17 protein-coding genes and 1 tRNA gene are annotated in these 17,209 nt (G+C 66.3%); 6 read left to right on the forward strand and 12 right to left on the reverse strand.

Annotation, left to right across the window (positions count from 1 at the left end):
• Window positions 1–2 precede the first annotated feature (2 nt).
• The 9 genes from PHP91_RS03725 to PHP91_RS03765 all read right to left on the reverse strand — a co-directional run bounded on the left by PHP91_RS03725 (window position 3) and on the right by PHP91_RS03765 (window position 9,175).
• On the reverse strand, window positions 3–1,379 hold the full coding sequence (locus PHP91_RS03725; protein WP_300137058.1) for an FAD-linked oxidase C-terminal domain-containing protein: 1,377 nt from the start codon (window positions 1,377–1,379) through the stop codon (window positions 3–5).
• A gap of 39 nt (window positions 1,380–1,418) precedes the next feature.
• On the reverse strand, window positions 1,419–1,763 hold the full coding sequence (locus PHP91_RS03730) for a multidrug efflux SMR transporter (protein ID WP_300137061.1): 345 nt from the start codon (window positions 1,761–1,763) through the stop codon (window positions 1,419–1,421).
• Window positions 1,764–3,176 carry a sodium:solute symporter family protein gene (locus PHP91_RS03735; protein ID WP_300137064.1) on the reverse strand — a complete coding sequence of 471 codons (1,413 nt, stop codon included), beginning with the start codon at window positions 3,174–3,176 and terminating at the stop codon, window positions 1,764–1,766. It lies immediately after the preceding gene.
• A 65-nt stretch (window positions 3,177–3,241) separates the two neighbouring features.
• Entirely contained in the window at window positions 3,242–4,489 is a 1,248-nt protein-coding gene (locus PHP91_RS03740; protein ID WP_300137068.1) for an MFS transporter, read from the reverse strand.
• 60 nt (window positions 4,490–4,549) lie between these two features.
• Window positions 4,550–6,643 (reverse strand): acetate--CoA ligase family protein, encoded by a 2,094-nt coding sequence (locus PHP91_RS03745; protein ID WP_300137071.1) that lies wholly within the window; start codon window positions 6,641–6,643, stop codon window positions 4,550–4,552.
• Window positions 6,644–6,654: 11 nt separating this feature from the next.
• On the reverse strand, window positions 6,655–7,191 hold the full coding sequence (locus PHP91_RS03750) for a 2-oxoacid:acceptor oxidoreductase family protein (RefSeq protein WP_300137074.1): 537 nt from the start codon (window positions 7,189–7,191) through the stop codon (window positions 6,655–6,657).
• A complete protein-coding gene (locus PHP91_RS03755) occupies window positions 7,184–7,927 on the reverse strand; it encodes a thiamine pyrophosphate-dependent enzyme (protein WP_300137077.1) in 744 nt (247 codons plus the stop codon). The genes PHP91_RS03750 and PHP91_RS03755 overlap by 8 nt, the downstream gene beginning before the upstream one ends.
• A gap of 4 nt (window positions 7,928–7,931) precedes the next feature.
• Window positions 7,932–8,978: a 3-methyl-2-oxobutanoate dehydrogenase subunit VorB gene (gene vorB, locus PHP91_RS03760; protein WP_300137080.1), complete on the reverse strand. Its 1,047-nt coding sequence runs from the start codon at window positions 8,976–8,978 to the stop codon at window positions 7,932–7,934.
• A gap of 2 nt (window positions 8,979–8,980) precedes the next feature.
• A complete protein-coding gene (locus PHP91_RS03765; RefSeq protein ID WP_300137083.1) occupies window positions 8,981–9,175 on the reverse strand; it encodes a 4Fe-4S binding protein in 195 nt (64 codons plus the stop codon).
• 329 nt (window positions 9,176–9,504) lie between these two features.
• Here PHP91_RS03765 and PHP91_RS03770 point away from each other — a divergent pair, with 329 nt between their 5' ends.
• On the forward strand, window positions 9,505–10,278 hold the full coding sequence (locus PHP91_RS03770; protein ID WP_300137086.1) for an IclR family transcriptional regulator: 774 nt from the start codon (window positions 9,505–9,507) through the stop codon (window positions 10,276–10,278).
• Between the two features lie 16 nt (window positions 10,279–10,294).
• Here PHP91_RS03770 and PHP91_RS03775 read toward each other — a convergent pair.
• Both PHP91_RS03775 and PHP91_RS03780 read right to left on the reverse strand, forming a co-directional pair.
• A tRNA-Arg gene (locus tag PHP91_RS03775) sits at window positions 10,295–10,371 on the reverse strand.
• 41 nt (window positions 10,372–10,412) lie between these two features.
• Entirely contained in the window at window positions 10,413–11,333 is a 921-nt protein-coding gene (locus PHP91_RS03780; RefSeq protein WP_300137089.1) for a LysR family transcriptional regulator, read from the reverse strand.
• Between the two features lie 94 nt (window positions 11,334–11,427).
• On the opposite strand from PHP91_RS03780, the gene PHP91_RS03785 reads away from it, so the two are divergent.
• The 5 genes from PHP91_RS03785 (at window position 11,428) to PHP91_RS03805 (ending at window position 16,660) form a co-directional block, all read left to right on the forward strand.
• The gene (locus tag PHP91_RS03785; protein ID WP_300137092.1) at window positions 11,428–11,832 is read left to right on the forward strand and encodes a CidA/LrgA family protein; all 405 of its coding nucleotides are present in this window, start codon (window positions 11,428–11,430) and stop codon (window positions 11,830–11,832) included.
• Window positions 11,822–12,529 carry an LrgB family protein gene (locus PHP91_RS03790; RefSeq protein ID WP_300137094.1) on the forward strand — a complete coding sequence of 236 codons (708 nt, stop codon included), beginning with the start codon at window positions 11,822–11,824 and terminating at the stop codon, window positions 12,527–12,529. The genes PHP91_RS03785 and PHP91_RS03790 overlap by 11 nt, the downstream gene beginning before the upstream one ends.
• A gap of 95 nt (window positions 12,530–12,624) precedes the next feature.
• On the forward strand, window positions 12,625–13,863 hold the full coding sequence (locus PHP91_RS03795) for a bifunctional folylpolyglutamate synthase/dihydrofolate synthase (RefSeq protein ID WP_300137097.1): 1,239 nt from the start codon (window positions 12,625–12,627) through the stop codon (window positions 13,861–13,863).
• Window positions 13,864–13,866: 3 nt separating this feature from the next.
• Entirely contained in the window at window positions 13,867–15,273 is a 1,407-nt protein-coding gene (selA, locus tag PHP91_RS03800) for an L-seryl-tRNA(Sec) selenium transferase (RefSeq protein ID WP_300137099.1), read from the forward strand.
• Between the two features lie 4 nt (window positions 15,274–15,277).
• Window positions 15,278–16,660 (forward strand): aminopeptidase, encoded by a 1,383-nt coding sequence (locus tag PHP91_RS03805; RefSeq protein WP_300137102.1) that lies wholly within the window; start codon window positions 15,278–15,280, stop codon window positions 16,658–16,660.
• A gap of 53 nt (window positions 16,661–16,713) precedes the next feature.
• Here PHP91_RS03805 and PHP91_RS03810 read toward each other — a convergent pair whose 3' ends face one another.
• The gene (locus PHP91_RS03810; protein WP_300137105.1) at window positions 16,714–17,190 is read right to left on the reverse strand and encodes a VOC family protein; all 477 of its coding nucleotides are present in this window, start codon (window positions 17,188–17,190) and stop codon (window positions 16,714–16,716) included.
• Window positions 17,191–17,209 lie beyond the last annotated feature (19 nt).

The raw sequence follows: 17,209 nt of genomic DNA on the forward strand, positions 1-17,209 counted from the left end.
GCTTATACCTCGGGCATCACTTTGCCCGGATTGAGCAATCCCTTGGGGTCCAGCAGCGTCTTGAAGCGGCGCATCAGGTTCATGGTCGGCTCGTCGATGTTCCAGTGCAGGTTCTCGACCTTGACGCAGCCGATGCCGTGCTCGGCGGCGATGCGGCCTTCGAGCTCCACCACCGCGGCGACGACCTCCTGCTTGGCCACCATGGGGAAGGGACCGCCGTTCTTGCCGGTGGTCATGCCGATGTGGATGTTGCCGTCGCCGTAGTGGCCGAAGTTGGCGATGATGATGTGGTGGCGTTCGGCGATCTCGTCCAGCTTGCGGATCATGGCCGGGATGCGGGCGATGGGCACCGAGATGTCGTCGTCCTCCCATTCCGTGGCGATCTCGCACAGGGCGAAGGAGAGGGCGCGGCGCGCCTTCCAGAGGTCCTCGCGGTCCTCGTCGGTCTGCGCCTTGCGGAAGGTGATGACGCCGCACTTCTCGCAGGCGGCCTGGATTTTCTCCACCTCGGCGTCGAGGCCGTGGTCCGAGCCGTCCACCTCGATGAGCAGGAGCGCGCCCTCCTCGGGCTTCGCGCCGAAGGCGATGGCCTTTTCCACGGCCTCCAGGGAGATGCGGTCCAGGAATTCCAGGGTGGCCGGGCGGACGCCTGTGGCGTAGATGGCGCTGACGGCCTCGGCCGCCTTTTCCAGGGTGGCGAAGGTGGCGGTCATGGTCCGGCGGGCCTCCGGCTTGGGCACGACCTTGACCACGGCCTTGGTGATGACGCCCAGCGTTCCCTCGGAGCCGACGAAGAGCTCGGTCAGGTTGTAGCCCGCCACATCCTTGATGCACTTGGAGCCCGTCCGGACGATCTCGCCCGTGGGCAGGACCACTTCCAGGCCCATGACGTAGTGTTTGGTCACGCCGTACTTCACGGCGCGGATGCCGCCCGCGTTTTCCGCGATGTTGCCGCCGATGGTGGCGAAGGCGATGGAGGCGGGGTCGGGCGGATACATCAGGCCGATGCGGTCCGCCTCGGCCTGGAGGTCCTTGACCACCACGCCGGGCTCGACGATGACGAGGAAGTTGTCCCGGTCGATTTCGAGAATCCGGTTGAAGCGATCCATGGCCATGACAATGCCGCCCCGGACCGGGACGCAGCCGCCGGTGTAGCCGCTGCCGCCGCCGCGCGGCGTGACCGGGACGTCGTACGCATACGCCAGCTTCATGATTTCCGCCACTTCCTCCGTGTTTTTGGGCGAGACCATGCCCTCGGGCTTGGCGCGCTTTTCGGGGTTGGCGTCATAGGAATAGGCGACCATGTCCTCCGGGGAGAAGGAGCAGCGGTCCTTGCCGAGGAGAGCTTCGAGTTTGCTGATGAATTCTTGGTGCAACATACATGCTCCAACAGTGAGTTGTGGGTTGATAGACGTTGGCTATTCCGTCGCCGTCAGGTTGAGCGAGACGACGCCGACCAGGATGATGGCCACGCTGATGAATTTTCTGAGCGTGATGCTTTCGTTGAACAGGATCACGCCGAGCACGGAGGTCGCGATGATGCCGACGCCGGACCAGATGGCGTAGGCCACCCCGAGTTCGATCTTCTTGACGGCCTGGCTCATGATGAAGAACGAGGCGGAATAGAGCCCGATCACGCAGGCCGAGGGGATGAGCCGGGAGAACCCCTCGGAATACTTGACGGCCAGGGTGCCGCCGAGCTCCAGCGCGATGGCGGAGTAGAGCTGCACCCAGCAGTCTCTCAACAGGGTGGCGGCGAGCATTTATTCGGCCTCCCGCGCCCTTCGGGGCGCAAAGCTGGGGGAAAAGAAGAACAGGGCCGAGGCCAGCAGGCCGGGCCAGACGGGGTCGATGGAGAAGAGCGCGGATTCGGGAAAGGCGCTCCGGGCCAGGTACCAGCCGATGACCGTCACCAGCGCGACGCTGATGCTCCAGAAGGCGGCCGTGGAAGAGGCGCGCCTCCAGAACAGGACGCCCATGGTCGGGAGGAACAGGCCTGCCGAATTGATGGTGAAAGCCATGATGAGCAGGTTGATGATGCTCTTGGAGTACCAGCCCACCAGGGCGCCGATGACGCCCACCAGGATGGAGCTGGCGATGCTCAGCCGCATGACCTTGGCCTGGTGCGCGCCGGGGTTGATGAACCGCTGGTAGATGTCGCGGGTCAGGTTGGCGGAGGCGCACAGGATGCAGGTGTCCGCCGTGGACATGATGGCCGAAAGGATGGCCACCAGCATCAGCCCCTTCACCCCGACGGGAAAGATGTGGATGATGAGCCGGATCAGCGTGGACGTGCCGTCCTCTCCGGCAGGGATGATGAGCCTTGCGCTCATGCCGAGAAAGCAGATGGAGACGGAAATGCACAGGACGATAAGGGCGGCGAGCAGCGTGCCGTTGCGGGCGGCCCGCGCCGTCCTGGCAGCATAGCAGCGGGTGTAGCTGTCCATGGAGGTGAAGAACGTCAGCACCATGCTGATGAACATGGCGAGAATGGCCCCCCAGCCCCAGGCCCCGAAATTGAAGAAGCCGGTCGGCAGCTCGGTGGAAAGGCGGGAGACGTCCCCGAGCGAATGCCAGGTCAGGGGAACCGCCACGCCGGAGACGCCGATGATGACGAGCAGGGTCTGGAAACGGTCGGTCTTTTCGACGGCGAAAAAACCGCCGATGGAGGTGTAGACCACGGTGACGGACGTGGCGACGAGGAACGAGACGCCGAGGCCGACGCCGGTGATGGAGGTGATGATCTGGGCCGCGCTCAGGAGCTGGCTGGCCGTGTAGCCGATGTAGGCCAGGATGGTTGTGATGGTGCTGACGAGGCGGACCCTGGTGTCGTATCGCTGCTCGATGAGGTCCGAATAGGTGATGTGGCGGTGCTTGTCGCCCAGCTCCTTGATCCTGCCGGCGAAGATGAGGGCGAAGAAGATGAAGCCGCTGAACATGCTGAAGGGGTACCAGAGCGAGGATATGCCGATCTGGTAGGATTTCTCCGCCGTGCCCATGATGGCGGCCCCGCCCACCCACGACGACATCCAGAGGGCGGCCAGCGACAGGGTGCCCACCCCGCGCCCGCCGACGTAGTAGTCTTCCGTGGTCTTCTGCTTTCTGTTCGCGTGCACGGCGATGGCGAGCAACGAGCAGAAGTAGAGCACCAGCACCGTGTAGTCGATCGCTTCCATGCCGCCCCCTCTTGTTGCGCATGGCCGGACAGGAACGTCCTGTCCGGCCGTTGCTGGTTACGCGGTTACGCCGCCTGGGAAGTCGCCCTGACTGCGGTGACGCTGTTGCGCCGGATCATCAGGGCCGAGAAGAGGCCGACGACGCCGGACGCGGCGAGGAAGCTGAAGATATACAGGTAGCCGGTGTTGCCGAATCTGTCGAGCCAGACGCCGAAGAGCGGGTTGTAGATCATGTCGGGCAGGTAGCCGATCATGGACGCGACCGCCACGGTCGTGCCGGTGAACCGCCGGGGAATGCCGACCTCCTCGATGCAGGAGTAGAGGATCGAGTAGCAGGTGAAGGTCACGGCGGCGAGCAGGAGCTGGAGGCCGATGACCACGGCGGCGCTGGTGCCCACGGGCAGCAGCATGAAGACGATCAGGATGGAGGTCATCAGCGCGAAACAACTGATGATGACCAGGGCCGGGGACTTCAGCTTGTCCGCGAAGATGCCGCCCAGGGGACCGCAGGTCAGGCGGAGCACATGGGTGCGGACGATGGCGAGCAGGCCGGAGAAGGTCATGGTCACGCCGATGACCTTGGTCATGTAGGGGTTGAAGTAGGAGGTGCTGGTGTAGATGCCGTGGCCGCAGAAGATCAGGATGGAGATGGCCCAGGTCATGGGATTCTTCAGCACGATGAGGATGTCGCTGGTCTTGAACTTGTCGTCTTCCGATTCCTCGGCCGCGTCCTTGGCTTCCTCGAAGAAGAAGAACACGATGATCGACGAGAGGACGCAGGTCGCGCCCTGGACGTAGATGACCCCCTTGAGGCCGCCCACTGCGTCGGCGGTGAAGAGGCCGTAGACGTACAGGGCGACGGAGGCGGTGATGGCCGAGAACGCCCCCACGCCGGAGCTGAAGAAGCCGTAGAGCTTGCCCTGCTCCGCCGCGGTGCCGAGCAGGCGGATGGCCTTGATGATGCCCGACCAGAACGCGAAGGCGGTGCTGAACGCCAGGAGGACCCATACGACCAGGGCGAAGGAGTAGTTCATGTTCAGGGCGAAGGCGAAGTTGAGCACGCCCGTGGCGAACAGGGAGGCCACCAGCACGTATTTGGCCTTGAACTTGTCGGCCACCCAGCCGCCGGGGATATACAGGACAAGCGCGGTGATGGTGTAGACGGTCAGCAGGAAGCCCGCCTGCTCGTTGTTGCAGCCGACTCCTTCCAGCAACTGGTCGTAGAAAACGTACTTGATGTACGGCAACATGTAACTGGCGGCGTATCCGAGCGAGAGCGCGAACAACACGAAGTATTTCCTGAAAAGATTCATGCCAACCTCCTGAAAACCTGGGTTTGTCGGCGGCCCCGGCGCTCCGGGGCCGCCGGTGTGCTAATCCTTCACCACGACGAGGGCGTCCGCAGCGCAGATTCCCTTGCCTTTGCCGTAGACAAACACGGGGTTGATATCGAGCTCGACGATCTCGTTTCGCCGCTCGGCGGCCAGGCGGGCCACGTTCGCGATGGTTTCGGCCAGCGCCTCGACGTCCAGCTCCTCCTGGCCCCGGTAGCCGTTGAAGAGCGGGAAGGCCTTCAGCCGCCTGAGCATCCGCCTGGCCTCGTCCTTGCCGAACGGCGCGGGGCGCAGCGAGGTGTCGCGGAAGATCTCCACGAAGATGCCGCCGAGGCCCACCAGCACGGCCGGGCCGAACTGCGGGTCGCTGTTCACGCCGATGATGACCTCCAGGCCGGGGGCCAGCATCTTCTGGACGTAGACGCCGTCCACGCGGGCCTTCGGGGCGTGCTTGCGGGCGTTGCCCATGATGCGCTCGAAGGCCTGGCGCGCCTCGTCCGCGCTCCCGATGTTCAGGGCCACGCCGCCCATGTCGGACTTGTGGGCGATGTCGGCGGAGGCGATCTTCATGACCACGGGGTAGCCGAGGGACTCGGCCGTTTCCGCCGCTTCCTCGGCCGTGCCGACCACGCTTCCCTCCGGGGTGCGCACGCCGTACTCGCGCAGGATGGCCCCGCTTTCGAACTCGGAGAGCGTCCGGCGGCCCGCGCCTTCCCGCTTGTCGGGGATGGCCAGCTCCAGCGTGTTTTCATCGGGGTTGTAGCCGATGAAGTCGACAAGATGGCGCAGGGCCGCGAACCCGTAGGTGGGCGGCGGCAGCACCGGCACGCCGAGGCCGTTCAGCCGGTCGAGGTACTCCGGGTTGCGGGAGTTCTCGAAGAACGGGAGCATGACCATGGGTTTGGAGCGGCCGTTCTTGACGACCTGCTCGATGCCCCGCGCCATGTAGTGGATGCACGGGTCGGCGATTTCGTGGAGCAGGGTGTAGCCGATCACCACGAGGCCGACGCCGGGATCGTCCATGACGGTCTGCAGGACCGACGCATAGACGTCGGCGTCATAGGAGATCGTCGCCGTGGTGTCCAGCGGGTTGGCCGGGCTCGCGTAGGAGGGCAGCAGGGCGCGCAGCTTTTCGAGCGTCGCCGCCTCGAAGTCGGGGTACTCGACCCCGGCCATCTCGCCCATGTCGGCGCAGATGCCGGTCTCGCCTCCCGACAGGTTGATGGAGGCGAGACCGGTCTGCCGGGGCAGGGTTGGCAAGGTCGCAAACAATTGGGTGGTGGCCAGCAGTTCCTCCGCGTCGTTGACGCGGATCACGCCGAACTTCCGGAACAGGGCGTCGTAGATGACGTCGGCGCCGGAGAGGGAGCCGGTGTGGGAGGCCGCGACCTTGCTCCCCTTTTCGCTCCGCCCGGCCTTGAGGACCACGACGGGCTTGCGCATCCGGGCGGCCTTGGCCAGCGCCTTCTCGAACTTGGCGGGCTGGGTGACGCCCTCCAGGTAGAGGCCCACGACCTTGGTGTGTCCGTCTTCGATCAGGTAGTCCAGGTAGTCCTCCATGGTCACCACGGAGCTGTTGCCCGAGGAGATGGAATAGGAGAACCGCATGGACTTGTTGTCCATGAACGAGAGGCAGAGCTGGCCGCTCTGGGAGACGAGGCCCACGGAGCCGGTGCGGTCGCGTTCGTCCGAGATGAAGGCGAAGCCGACGACCCGGTCGATGTAGTTGATGAACCCGGCGCAGTTGGGGCCCATGAGGGAGATGTCGAGCTCGGCGCAGAGGGCCTTGAGGCTCTCCTCGGCGGCCACGCCCTCGGGGGTGCCGACCTCGGAGTAGCCGCTGGCGTATACCACCGCGCCGCCCGCTCCCTTGGCCGCCGCCTCGCGCAGCAGCGGCTCGATGGTCTTCTGCGGGGTGCACAGCACCACCATGTCGATGTCCACGGGGATGTCGGCCAGGGTGTGGTGGCACGGCTTCCCGAACACCTCGTCCCGTTTGGGGTTGACGAAGTACACGTTGTCGGTGTTCGCGTAGGCGAGGACGTTGCGGCAGGTGTCGCCGCCGAACCCCTCCTTCTCGCTCGCGCCGACAATGGCGACGGTCTTCGGGGACAGGAGTTTTTCCATGCTCATGGCTTCGGCTCCTAGGCGTTCGCAGCGGCCTGGACGCCGCGCATGAAGCATTCCCGGTTGAGCGGGTTGTTGCGGCCTTTCTTGTTGAAGTAGGCGTCGATGCCGTCCGCGAACTCCTCGGCGTCCACCAGGCCGGTGGCCCCGATGACCGCGCCGAGCATGACCAGGTTGGCCCCGCGCGGGTTCTTCAGCTCGCCCGCGATCTCGGTGGCCGGGACCTCGACGACGCGGATGTCGTCTCGGAAGGCCCCGCCCCGGACCATGCTGGAGTTGGCGATGAGCACTCCGCCGGGGGCGATGGCGCCCTGGAAGGTGTCCACGGAGTCCTGGTTCATGCCGATCAGGGCGTCGATGGCGCTGAAGAAGGGGTTCAGGATGGGCTCGTCGCCGATCCGCAGGCGGCAGCTTGCGGTGCCGCCGCGCATCTCGGAGCCGTAGGACGGGACCCAGGTGATCTCCTTGCCGGACTCCATGGAGACATGGGCCAGCAACAAACCGGCGGTGAGCACTCCCTGGCCGCCGAAACCTGCGCAAGTGATACTAAGCATCGGTTCTTTCTCCATTTTTGACGAATTCACCCACGGGGAAGATGGCTTTGACCGTGTCCTGGACGTGGGCGACGCTCTTCTCCATGTTCATCTTCCAGTTGGTGGGGCAGAAGGAGAGCACTTCCACCATGGAGTATCCGCCGCCGTTCATCTGGGTCTCGATGGCGGTCTTGATGTATTTCTTCAGGTTGTTGATGTCCTTGGCGGAGGCCACGGAGCCGCGCGCCAGGTAGCCGATGGGCAGGTGCTTCATCTGGTCGATCATGTTCAGCGGCTGGCCGGTGGTGGCGGCGTCGCGTCCCTTGGGCGAGGTGGTCGTTTTCTGGCCCGGCAGGGAGGTGGGGGCCATCTGGCCGCCGGTCATGCCGAAGATGCCGTTGTTCACCAGGATGGCCGTGATGTTCTCGTTGCGGATGGCGGCATAGAGGGTCTCGGAGAAGCCGATGGACATGGAGTCGCCGTCGCCCTGGTAGGTGAAGACGCAGCATTCGGGGCGCATCCGCTTGACGCCGACGGCCACTGCCGCGGCCCGGCCATGGGGGGCCTGGACCCAGTCCGTGCCGAAGGTGTCCATCATCAGGCAGGCGCAGCCGACGGCCAGGGCGCCGACGGCCTGGTCCGCTAGGCCGGACTCTTCCAGCACCTCGGCCAGGACGCGGTTGATGATGCCGTGGCCGCAGCCGGGGCAGAACTTGTTCGGCTCGACGAGCAGCTTGGGAGTAAGTTTTTCCGACATTTGACTACCTCTGTGCGTTGAGAATGGCCACCGCGCGTTCGACGATGGCGGAGGATTCGGGGATATGCGCGCCGCCGAGGAAGGTCTCCACCGGGGCTTTCATTTCACAGGCGAGCCGGACGTCCTCCACCATTTTCGGAAGGGCGCTGAGTTCCACGGACAAGTACGCCTTCACAAGAGGATTGACCTCGGCGAAGGCCTTGGCCGGGAAGGGCCACAGGGTGATGGGCCGCAGCAGGCCCAGGCGGACGCCCCGGCCGCGCGCGATCTCCACGGCCTCCCGGCAGATGCGGGAGCTGATGCCGTAGGCCACGAGGACCACGTCCGCGTCGTCGACCCGGACGGATTCCCAGCGCTGCTCGGCCTCGGCCATTTCGTCGTACTTGCCCTTGATGTAGGCGTCGAAGTCCTCGATGTAGTACATGGTCGAGGTCACGCGCTTGAAGGGCTTGCCGTGCTTGCCGCGTACGGCCCAATCCGCGTTCGGGTCATGCTCCCGCATCTCGGGCAGGGTGACCGGCTCCATCATCTGGGCGATGGAGGCGTCGGAGAGGATGAGGGTCGGGTTGCGGTACTGGTCGGCCTTGTCGAAGGCCACGGACACGAGGTCCACGCTCTCCTGCACCGAGGCCGGGGCGTAGACCAACATGCGATAGTCGCCGTGGCCGCCGCCGCGCGTGGCCTGCCAGTAGTCGCCCTGGGCCTGGAAGATGTCGCCGAGGCCCGAGCCGTAGCGCTGGACGTCGACGAAGACTGCCGGAAGCTCGGCGGAGGCGATGTAGGAGATGCCCTCCTGCAGCAGGCTGAAGCCGGGGCCGGAGGAGCTGGTCATGGCCCGGAAGCCCGCGGCGGCCGCGCCGTACACCATGTTGACGCCGGAGAGTTCGGATTCGGCCTGGATGAAGGTGCCGCCGGCTTCGGGCATGCGCCAGGAGAGGTACTCGGGAATCTCGCTCTGGGGGGTGATGGGGTAGCCGCCGAAGAAGCGGCAACCGGCGCGAACGGCTGCCTCGGAGAGGGCGTCGTTGCCTTTCATGAGTTGTCTGGACATGCCTAGGCCTCCACTCGTTCGAATACGGAATCGGGGCAGACAGTGTAGCAGATCGCACACTGGATGCATTTTTCCTGGTCGATGTCGACGACGTTGTAGCCCTTGCGGTTCACCGTGCTGGAGAAGGAAAGGGCGTCCTTGGGACACTGCAGGATGCAGTAGCCGCATCCTTTGCAGAGCTCTCGATTCTGCGTCATGCGGGCGCTTGTTTTTTCAGATCCGGTCACTTCGACCTCCACTCGGTTGCTGCTCGGTCTGCCCGCGGAATTCGATGGGACGGGCGGCCGGGTTATGGTTGTCCGGAATCCCCGGCGGCCGCTTTGGCGGGGGCTGCCCGGTTCCGGTTGGCTGTGACCCCGGTCTACTGCCGTCCCAAAGATATTGTCAAAAAAATTTTTAAATACGAAAAAAAGTTCGCATATGCGAAAAATGTTGCATGTCGAATCGAAAGGCGATAGAAGAGAATGCAAGGACACGAGAGGAAGGGAAGGCTTGCGCTTTCCGTTTATGAATCAGGAGGATGGATATGAAAGTGAACAGGACGGCCCACCGGGTGACGGAAATATTGCGGCTGCTGGCCGAAAGCCCGGAAGGGTTGACCCTGACCGAGATCGGGGGCGAGCTCGGGCTTCCCAAGGCCAGCGCGTTCGACATCGTGCAGACCTTGAAAAAGGCGCATTTCCTGCGGGAATCCAACAAGCGGTACGCCGTCGGGTACATGGCGCACGAGGTGGGCGAGACCTATTCCAAGGGCAAGGACCTGTACGGGGCCACGCAGCCGCACCTGGCGGACCTGGCGGATGCGTTGAACATGGCGGGGTCGCTCGTCATTTATGAGCGTGGCACGTTGAATTACGTGATCGAGCACCGCCCCATCGGCTCCATAGTCTCCCCGGTGGCGTCGAGCGGCATGGATTTCGTCCACGCCTCGGCCTCGGGCAAGTCGCTGATCGCCTTCATGCCGGAGCAGCGTCAGCGCAAGGCTTTGTCCTTGTTGACTTTCAAGCGGTTCACGGACCGGACGATCCAGAACGTGGTCGACTTCATGGAGGAACTGGAGCGGATTCGAAGCCGTGGATACGCCATCGACGACCGGGAGTTCAACGAACTGATGACCTGCGTCTCTACCCCGATCTTCCGTCGCAGGCGGGCCGTGGCGACCCTTACCCTGTCGGACCTGCAATTGGCTCCCGGCGAGGTGTCGGGCATAGCCGAGCGGCTGATGAAGACCGCCCGGGTGGTCTCCGACGCCCTGGCCCGGGAGGATGAAAATGGAGAAGGACACCAATCCATCGATTGATGTCCTTATGTTTGCGTGGTGCGCCAGGAAGGATTCGAACCCTCGGCCGGCGGCTTAGAAGGCCGCTGCTCTATCCACCTGAGCTACTGGCGCGTTGGGCTCTCTGATAATCGAGGGATCGGCCGCAGGTCAAGCTATTCGTGGAGGGACAGGGCCCCCGGATCGGGTTGCGGGGCGGACGGGAACCGCTCGCGCGTCAGGGCCAGCCAGGCGCGGGCCGCCGGGGAAAGGCGGGCCTCGCGCCGCCAGATCAGGGCCGCGCGCCAGCGCAGGTCCGGTTCGTCGATGCGGATCGCGCGTAGCGGGGCGAACCGTCGGCCCTCGACCATGACGTGGGGCAGCAGGGGGACGCCCAGCCCGGCCGCAGCCAGGGCCACGATGAAGTCCATCTGGCTGCTCCGGGCCGTGACACGGGGCGTGAAGCCCAGGCGGCGGCACGCCTCTTCGATGCGCGGGTTGAGCACGAAGCCGTTCTTGAAGAGGATGAAGGGCGTCTCGGCCAGCTCGGCCAGGCGGATGGTTCGGCGGTGGCGCAGCGGGTGGTCGGGGTGCAGGAGGGCCATGAGCGGGTCGTCGCAGACCGCCTGCCAATCGAAGGCCTCGGCCACGGGCAGCAGGGAGACGGCCAGCTCCACTTCGCCCGCCATGACCGCCTGCTCCAGTTGGGCGCTGCCCTGTTCCAGCAGTTCGATCTCCACGCCGGGATGGCGGCTGCGGAAGGTGGCGAAGAGCGGGGCGAAAAGCTTGGCGCTGCCCAGGAGGGGCAGTCCCAGGCGGAGTCTGCCGGTCAGCAGCCCCTGGAGTTCGGCCACCTCCGCCTTGAGGTGCGCGGCCTCGGCCAGGATGGTCGCGGCCCTGGCGTAGACGACCTCCCCGGCGTCGGTCAGCCGCGCCCCGTCGCTGGACCGGATGAACAGCGCTTCGCCGAGCTCCTCCTCCAACTGCCGTACCGCCTTGCTCACCGTGGACTGGGTGGAGAAGAGCGCGCGGGCCGCCTGGGAGAATCCCCCCTGGCGGGCGACTTCGACCATGGTCGTCAGGTTCCGTAGTTCCATTGCTATTCCTCTTTGGAATGGATTGCATTCTAACAATTCATTTTACAACTACCCGTCCCGGACATACTTGGCAAGCCGAAGGAGGCATATCGCCATGCACAACAGAGTTGCCCTCGCCCGTGATTCCATGGGGCGGGGGATGCGGACGTTTTTTCAGGCGGGTTTGCTCATCGGCCTGTGGTGGGTTTGCGAGGCGGCGTCCCGGACGTGCCACCTGGGCGTGCCCGGGGGGGTGCTGGGGCTGTTCGTCCTGGCGGCCCTGCTCTTGTCCGGCCGATTCCCGGTCCGGTGGGTGTCCGGCGGGGCCGGGCTGTTGCTGGACAACTTCCTGCTCTTTTTCGTCCCGGCGGCCATGACCCTGCTCAACCATCCCGAGTTTCTCGGGTGGACCGGGCTCAAGGTGGTGGCCGTGGTCGTGGTCGGCATCTTCCTGGTCATGGTCGGCACGGCCATGGCCGTGGAGTGGCACCTGGTGCTGAGGTCCCGCCATGTCCGGTAGCGCGGCCGTCATGTCCGGCGGCGCGGCAGCCGTGTTCTGGATCGGGGCCACCTATTTCCTCTTCGTTGTCAGCCGGGCCATGCACCGGCGGATGGGGGCGTGGTGGAGCTCGCCGCTGCTGATGACCTGCGGCTCCTGCCTGGCCCTGGCCCTTTGCCTGCACGCCAGCTACGGCGACTACATGCGCGGCGGGCAATGGCTGCTCATGCTGCTCGGCCCGGCCACCGTGGCCTTCGCCCTGCCCATCCACGAGCATCGCGCCCTGATCCGGAAGCATTGGCAGACCCTGCTCGTCGGCTTGGCCTGCGGCAGTCTGCTCGCCTTCGGCGGGACTTGGCTGGTCTCGGGCTGGCTCGGGCTGTCCGATGGGCTCCGCCTCGCCATCCTGCCCCGGTCCTTCACCACGCCCTTCGCCATGGCCTTCGCCTCGGACGTGGGCGGCTCGCCGGACCTGGCGGCGGTCTGCGTCATCCTCACCGGCGTGTTCGGGGCGTCCATCGGCGGGGTGCTGCTGCGCATCCTGCCCCTGCGCTCGTCCTTCGCCAGGGGGATGATGTTCGGCATGGGCGCGCACGGGGCCGGGGTGGCCAGGGCGCGCGAGGTGGGCGCGGAGGAGGAGGCCGTGGCCGGACTGGTCATGGTCCTGGCGGGCGTGGGCTGCGCGCTGATCGGGCTGGCCGTTTCGCTGCTGAAATAGGGGCGGGGCGCGCCGTTTGGGCCGCCTTTCGTGCCAAAACGACGGGTGGTTGCGGGGGGTTCCCCCTGGTCCCGCTTCCTGCTAGATTGCCCCTCATGACTCGCATTGCCGACTACGCCGCACTCGCCGCTCACATGGACCGGCTCGGGCTGTTCCACATGGACCTCTCCCTTGGCCGCATGGAGGCCTTCTGGGCCCGTCGGGCCATGCCCGAGATGCCGATCATCCACGTGGTCGGCACCAACGGCAAGGGCTCCACTGCCGCCTTCGTCTGCTCCCTGGCCAGGGCCCACGGGCTCAAGACCGGGCTCTTCACCTCGCCCCACTTCGTCACCCCGCGCGAGCGGGTCCAGGTCAACCGGGCCATGCTCTCCCGCGAGACATGGGTGGACCTGGCCAACGACATCCTCTCCACTCCCGAGGGCGAGGCCCTGACCTATTTCGAGTTCCAGACCTGCCTGGCCATGCTCGCCTTTGTGCGCGAGGGCGTGGACCTGGCGGTCATGGAGGCCGGGCTGGGCGGGCGGTGGGACGCCACCAACGTCTTTTCGCCGTACATGACCCTGTTCACGCCCATCGGCATGGACCACGAGGCCATCCTCGGCCCGACCCTGCGGGACATCGCCACGGACAAGGCCGGGGCCATCCGGCCGGGCGGGGTGGTCATCACCGGCGTCCAGCCGCCCGAGGCCATGATTCCGCTCCAGGATCGCGCCGAGCGGGTGCGCGCCCGGTTCATGCACGCCGTGGACATGGCGGGCCCGGTCCACGACCTGCCCCTGGGGTTGTTCGGCATCCACCAGACGGCCAACGCCCGCCTGGCCCTGGCGGCCTGGCGCTGGTTCGCGGCCGACCACGGCCTCAAGAGCGAGGTGGCGCTGGAGCGGTTCGGGCTGGAGAGCGTCTTTCTGCCCGGCCGCATGCAGCGGATCGAGCTTCAGGGGCGCGCCGCGATCCTGGACGGCGCGCACAACGTCCCGGCCCTGGAGGCCCTGAACGCGGCCCTGCGCGCGGCGGACGTCCGGCCCGGCGCGCTGGTCTTCGCCTGCCTGCGCGACAAGAACATCGAGGGCATGATCCCCCTGGTGCGCACGCTGACCGACGGCCCGGTCCTGGTGCCGCCGCTGCACAACGAGCGGGCCTCGGACAACCGCGAGCTGGCCGAACGGATCGGGCCGTGCGCGCGTCCCGTGGGCTCCCTGCCCGAGGCGCTGGCCGCGGCGCGCGACGGCGTCCGGAAAAGTGGGGAGGAGCCGGTTCTGATCTGCGGCTCCTTGTATTTGCTGGCCGAGTTCTATAGCGTGCACCGTGAATATCTGACGCCGAAGGGGTAGGGAATGAGCAAACTTTTTCGCCTGTTGCCATCCATGGACCAGATCCTGGACGGGCTCGCGGCCGACGCCGCCCTGGCCGGGCTGCCGCGTCCCCTGGTCAAGGATCACGCGGCCGCCTTCCTGGACCTGTGCCGCGAGGAGATCAAGGCCGGGGCCATCACCGAGCCGGGCCAACTGGACCCTGCCGCGCTCCTGCCGCGCCTGGCCGCCTACGTCCGCTCCCATTCCCGGCCGCACTTCCGCCGCGTGCTCAACGCCACCGGCGTGGTGGTGCACACCAACCTGGGCCGCTCGCTCCTGGCCAAACCCGCCATCGACGCGGTGGTCGAGGCCTGCGCCCACTATTCCAACTGCGAGTTTGACCTGCACACGGGCAAGCGGGGCAGCCGCTATTCGCATGTGGAGCAGATCCTGTGCGACATCACCGGGGCCGAGGCCGCCCTGGTGGTCAACAACAACGCGGCCGCCGTGTTCATCATGCTCGAAACCCTGGCCAGGGGGCGGGAGGTCATTGTCTCGCGCGGGCAGTTGGTGGAGATCGGCGGGTCCTTCCGCATCCCGGACGTCATGGCCAAGTCCGGGGCCGTGCTGCGCGAGGTGGGGGCCACCAACCGGACCCACGTCCACGACTACGAGAACGCCATCGGCGACGCCACGGCCGCGCTCATGCGCGTGCACACCTCGAATTTCCGCGTGGTCGGGTTCACCAAGGAGGTGACCCTGGCCGAGATGCGCGCCCTGGGCGACAAGTACGGCCTGCCGGTCATCGAGGACCTGGGCAGCGGCACGCTCTACGCCCTGGCGGGCGAGGGGCTGCTCGGCGAGCCCACGGTGCAGCAGGTGGTGGCCCAGGGGGCGGACGTGGTCTCGTTCTCCGGCGACAAGGTGCTCGGCGGGCCCCAGGCGGGCGTCATCGTCGGCAAGAAGGAGTTCGTGGACCGCATCAAGCGCAACCCGATCAACCGGGCCGTGCGCATCGACAAGATGACCCTGGCCGCCCTGGAGGCCACCCTGCGCCTCTACCTGGACATGGACCTGGCCCGGCGGACCGTGCCCACGCTCAGGATGATCACCGCGTCCCGCGAGTCCCTCAAGAGCAAGGCCCGCCGCCTGGCCGACGCCATCCGCGCCGCCCTGGGCGAGGCGGTCGAGACCGGGCTCCGGCAGGGCAGCTCCCGCGTGGGCGGCGGGGCCTTCCCGGAATACGACCTGCCCGGCACCCTGGTCAGCGTGCGCGTGGCGGGCGTCCCGGCCGACGACCTGCGCCGGGCCCTGCTGGACACCGACCCGCCCCTGGTGGCGCGCATCGAGGACGACGTCTTCCTCCTGGACCCGCGCACCCTGGGCAACACCGAAATCACCTTGGCGGCCGAGGCGTTGCGCCAGGCCGTCGAATCCCTGAAGGAATAGCGAAATGAGCAAGAAGAAATCCCTGGAATACGAGCCGAAATCGGCCTGGGAGGCCTACGCCTCCAAGAAGCATCAAAAGGCCATGGACGAGATGGCCGACCGCTACGTGGCCTTCCTGAGCGGCTGCAAGACCGAGCGGCTGGTCATGGACCACGTCCGCGAAAAAATGGTGGCCGCCGGTTTCGCCGAGAACTTCGCCAAGCCGCAGGTCATGCGCTTCAACCGCAACAAGACCTGTTTCCTGGCCCGCAAGGGCAGGCGGCCGCTGAGCGAGGGCTTCCGCCTGGTCGGGGCCCATGCCGACTGCCCGCGCCTGGACCTCAAGCAGCGGCCCCTCTACGAGGACACGGACATCTGCCTGGCCAAGACCCACTATTACGGCGGCATCCGCAAGTACCAGTGGCTGACCATCCCGCTGGCCCTGCACGGCACGGTCTTTCTCAAGTCCGGCAAGGAAGTGACGGTGCGCATCGGCGAGTCCCCGGACGAGCCGGTCCTGACCATCACCGACCTGCTGCCGCACCTGGCCTACAAGGAGGTGGTCAAGAAGGTGGAGGACGCCTTCGACCCCGAGAAGCTGAACCTGGTCCTGGGCCAGTCCCCGGCGGCCGTGGACAAGGACGAGGACAAGGCCAAGGAGCCGGTCAAGCGGCACGTCCTGGAGATTCTGAACAAGAAGTACGGCATCGAGGAGGCGGACTTCCTCTCGGCCGAGATGCAGGCGGTCCCGGCCGGTCCGGCCCGCTACGTGGGCCTCGACAGGTCGCTCATCGGCGGCTACGGCCACGACGACCGGTCCAGCGTCTTCTGCGCCCTGGAGGCCTTCCTGGCCGAGCCCGAGCCGGAGTATTGCCAGGTCGTGCTCTTCTGGGACAAGGAGGAGATCGGGTCCGAGGGCGCCACCGGGGCCAAGTCCCTGTTCTTCGAGTACTGCATGGAGGAGCTGGTGGAGGCCTGGGAGCCGTCCGCGCGCCTCTCCCGCGTGCTCATGGGCGGCTCGGCCCTGTCGGCCGACGTGTCCGCCGCCATGGACCCGGACTTCAAGGACGTCTATGAGCCGCTCAACGCCGCGCGCCTGGGCTACGGCCCGTGCTTCAACAAGTTCACCGGCCACCGGGGCAAGGTGGGGGCCAACGACGCCCACCCGGACTTCATCGGCTGGCTGCGCCGCATCTTCGACGACGCCGGGATTCCCTGGCACATGTCCGAGCTGGGCCGGGTGGACGTGGGCGGCGGCGGGACCGTGGCCAAGTTCCTGGCCGTGTACGGCATGGACGTCATCGACGTGGGCGTGCCCGTGCTCTCCATGCACTCGCCCTTCGAGCTGGCCAGCAAGGCGGACCTCTACGCCACCACCCTGGCCTTCCGCGAGTTCCTGAAGAGCTAGGCGCGGACGATCCGAAAAAGACAAGGCCCCCGGACCATGGTCCGGGGGCCTTTCTATTGCAGCATGGCCTCGACCATGGGGATCGGGACCGAGGTCCGCGCGCTGATCGCCTCGGCGGTCAGGCCCTGGCTGTGGAGCCGCTTTATCAGCGTGGGCAGGGGTTCGCCCACCTCAACGATATGGCCGTCCGGGTCGTGGACGCGGAAACAGCGCTGGCCCCAGGGGGCTTCCTCGATGGGATGGATGACGTCCGCCCGGCCCGCCGAGACCCGGGCCCAGGCCGCGTCCAGGTCCGTGCTCTCGAAGTAGAACTCCACGTTGTCCCGCCCGAGGGGGGCGGGGGGTCTGCGCCCGTCCTTGTAGATCACGCCCAGGGCGTGGTCCGCCTCCCAGAGGGAGAAGCCGGACTTGAAGGGCACGTTGGCCCCGAAATCCGCCAGGACCTCCTGGCCCAGCAGCCCCTCGTAAAAGGCGCGCGCGGCCTGCATGTCGGCCACCATGATGGCCGGTCCTTCGAACTTGATGGTCATTTCGCCTTCCCGTGGTGTT

The organism is Pseudodesulfovibrio sp., assembly GCF_028692895.1.
Taxonomy (GTDB): Bacteria; Desulfobacterota; Desulfovibrionia; order Desulfovibrionales; family Desulfovibrionaceae; genus Pseudodesulfovibrio.

Bases quoted from the DNA above. Each gene is read 5' to 3' on its own strand.
- PHP91_RS03790 (WP_300137094.1), top strand. From the start codon at position 11,822: ATGTCCGGTAGCGCGGCCGTCATGTCCGGCGGCGCGGCAGCCGTGTTC.
- PHP91_RS03795 (WP_300137097.1), top strand. From the start codon at position 12,625: ATGACTCGCATTGCCGACTACGCCGCACTCGCCGCTCACATGGACCGG.
- PHP91_RS03730 (WP_300137061.1), bottom strand. From the start codon at position 1,763: ATGCTCGCCGCCACCCTGTTGAGAGACTGCTGGGTGCAGCTCTACTCC.
- PHP91_RS03785 (WP_300137092.1), top strand. From the start codon at position 11,428: ATGCACAACAGAGTTGCCCTCGCCCGTGATTCCATGGGGCGGGGGATG.
- PHP91_RS03765 (WP_300137083.1), bottom strand. From the start codon at position 9,175: ATGACGCAGAATCGAGAGCTCTGCAAAGGATGCGGCTACTGCATCCTG.
- selA (WP_300137099.1), top strand. From the start codon at position 13,867: ATGAGCAAACTTTTTCGCCTGTTGCCATCCATGGACCAGATCCTGGAC.
- PHP91_RS03780 (WP_300137089.1), bottom strand. From the start codon at position 11,333: ATGGAACTACGGAACCTGACGACCATGGTCGAAGTCGCCCGCCAGGGG.
- PHP91_RS03755 (WP_300137077.1), bottom strand. From the start codon at position 7,927: ATGTCGGAAAAACTTACTCCCAAGCTGCTCGTCGAGCCGAACAAGTTC.
- PHP91_RS03740 (WP_300137068.1), bottom strand. From the start codon at position 4,489: ATGAATCTTTTCAGGAAATACTTCGTGTTGTTCGCGCTCTCGCTCGGA.
- PHP91_RS03810 (WP_300137105.1), bottom strand. From the start codon at position 17,190: ATGACCATCAAGTTCGAAGGACCGGCCATCATGGTGGCCGACATGCAG.
- PHP91_RS03735 (WP_300137064.1), bottom strand. From the start codon at position 3,176: ATGGAAGCGATCGACTACACGGTGCTGGTGCTCTACTTCTGCTCGTTG.
- PHP91_RS03745 (WP_300137071.1), bottom strand. From the start codon at position 6,643: ATGAGCATGGAAAAACTCCTGTCCCCGAAGACCGTCGCCATTGTCGGC.
- PHP91_RS03725 (WP_300137058.1), bottom strand. From the start codon at position 1,379: ATGTTGCACCAAGAATTCATCAGCAAACTCGAAGCTCTCCTCGGCAAG.
- PHP91_RS03805 (WP_300137102.1), top strand. From the start codon at position 15,278: ATGAGCAAGAAGAAATCCCTGGAATACGAGCCGAAATCGGCCTGGGAG.
- vorB (WP_300137080.1), bottom strand. From the start codon at position 8,978: ATGTCCAGACAACTCATGAAAGGCAACGACGCCCTCTCCGAGGCAGCC.
- PHP91_RS03750 (WP_300137074.1), bottom strand. From the start codon at position 7,191: ATGCTTAGTATCACTTGCGCAGGTTTCGGCGGCCAGGGAGTGCTCACC.
- PHP91_RS03770 (WP_300137086.1), top strand. From the start codon at position 9,505: ATGAAAGTGAACAGGACGGCCCACCGGGTGACGGAAATATTGCGGCTG.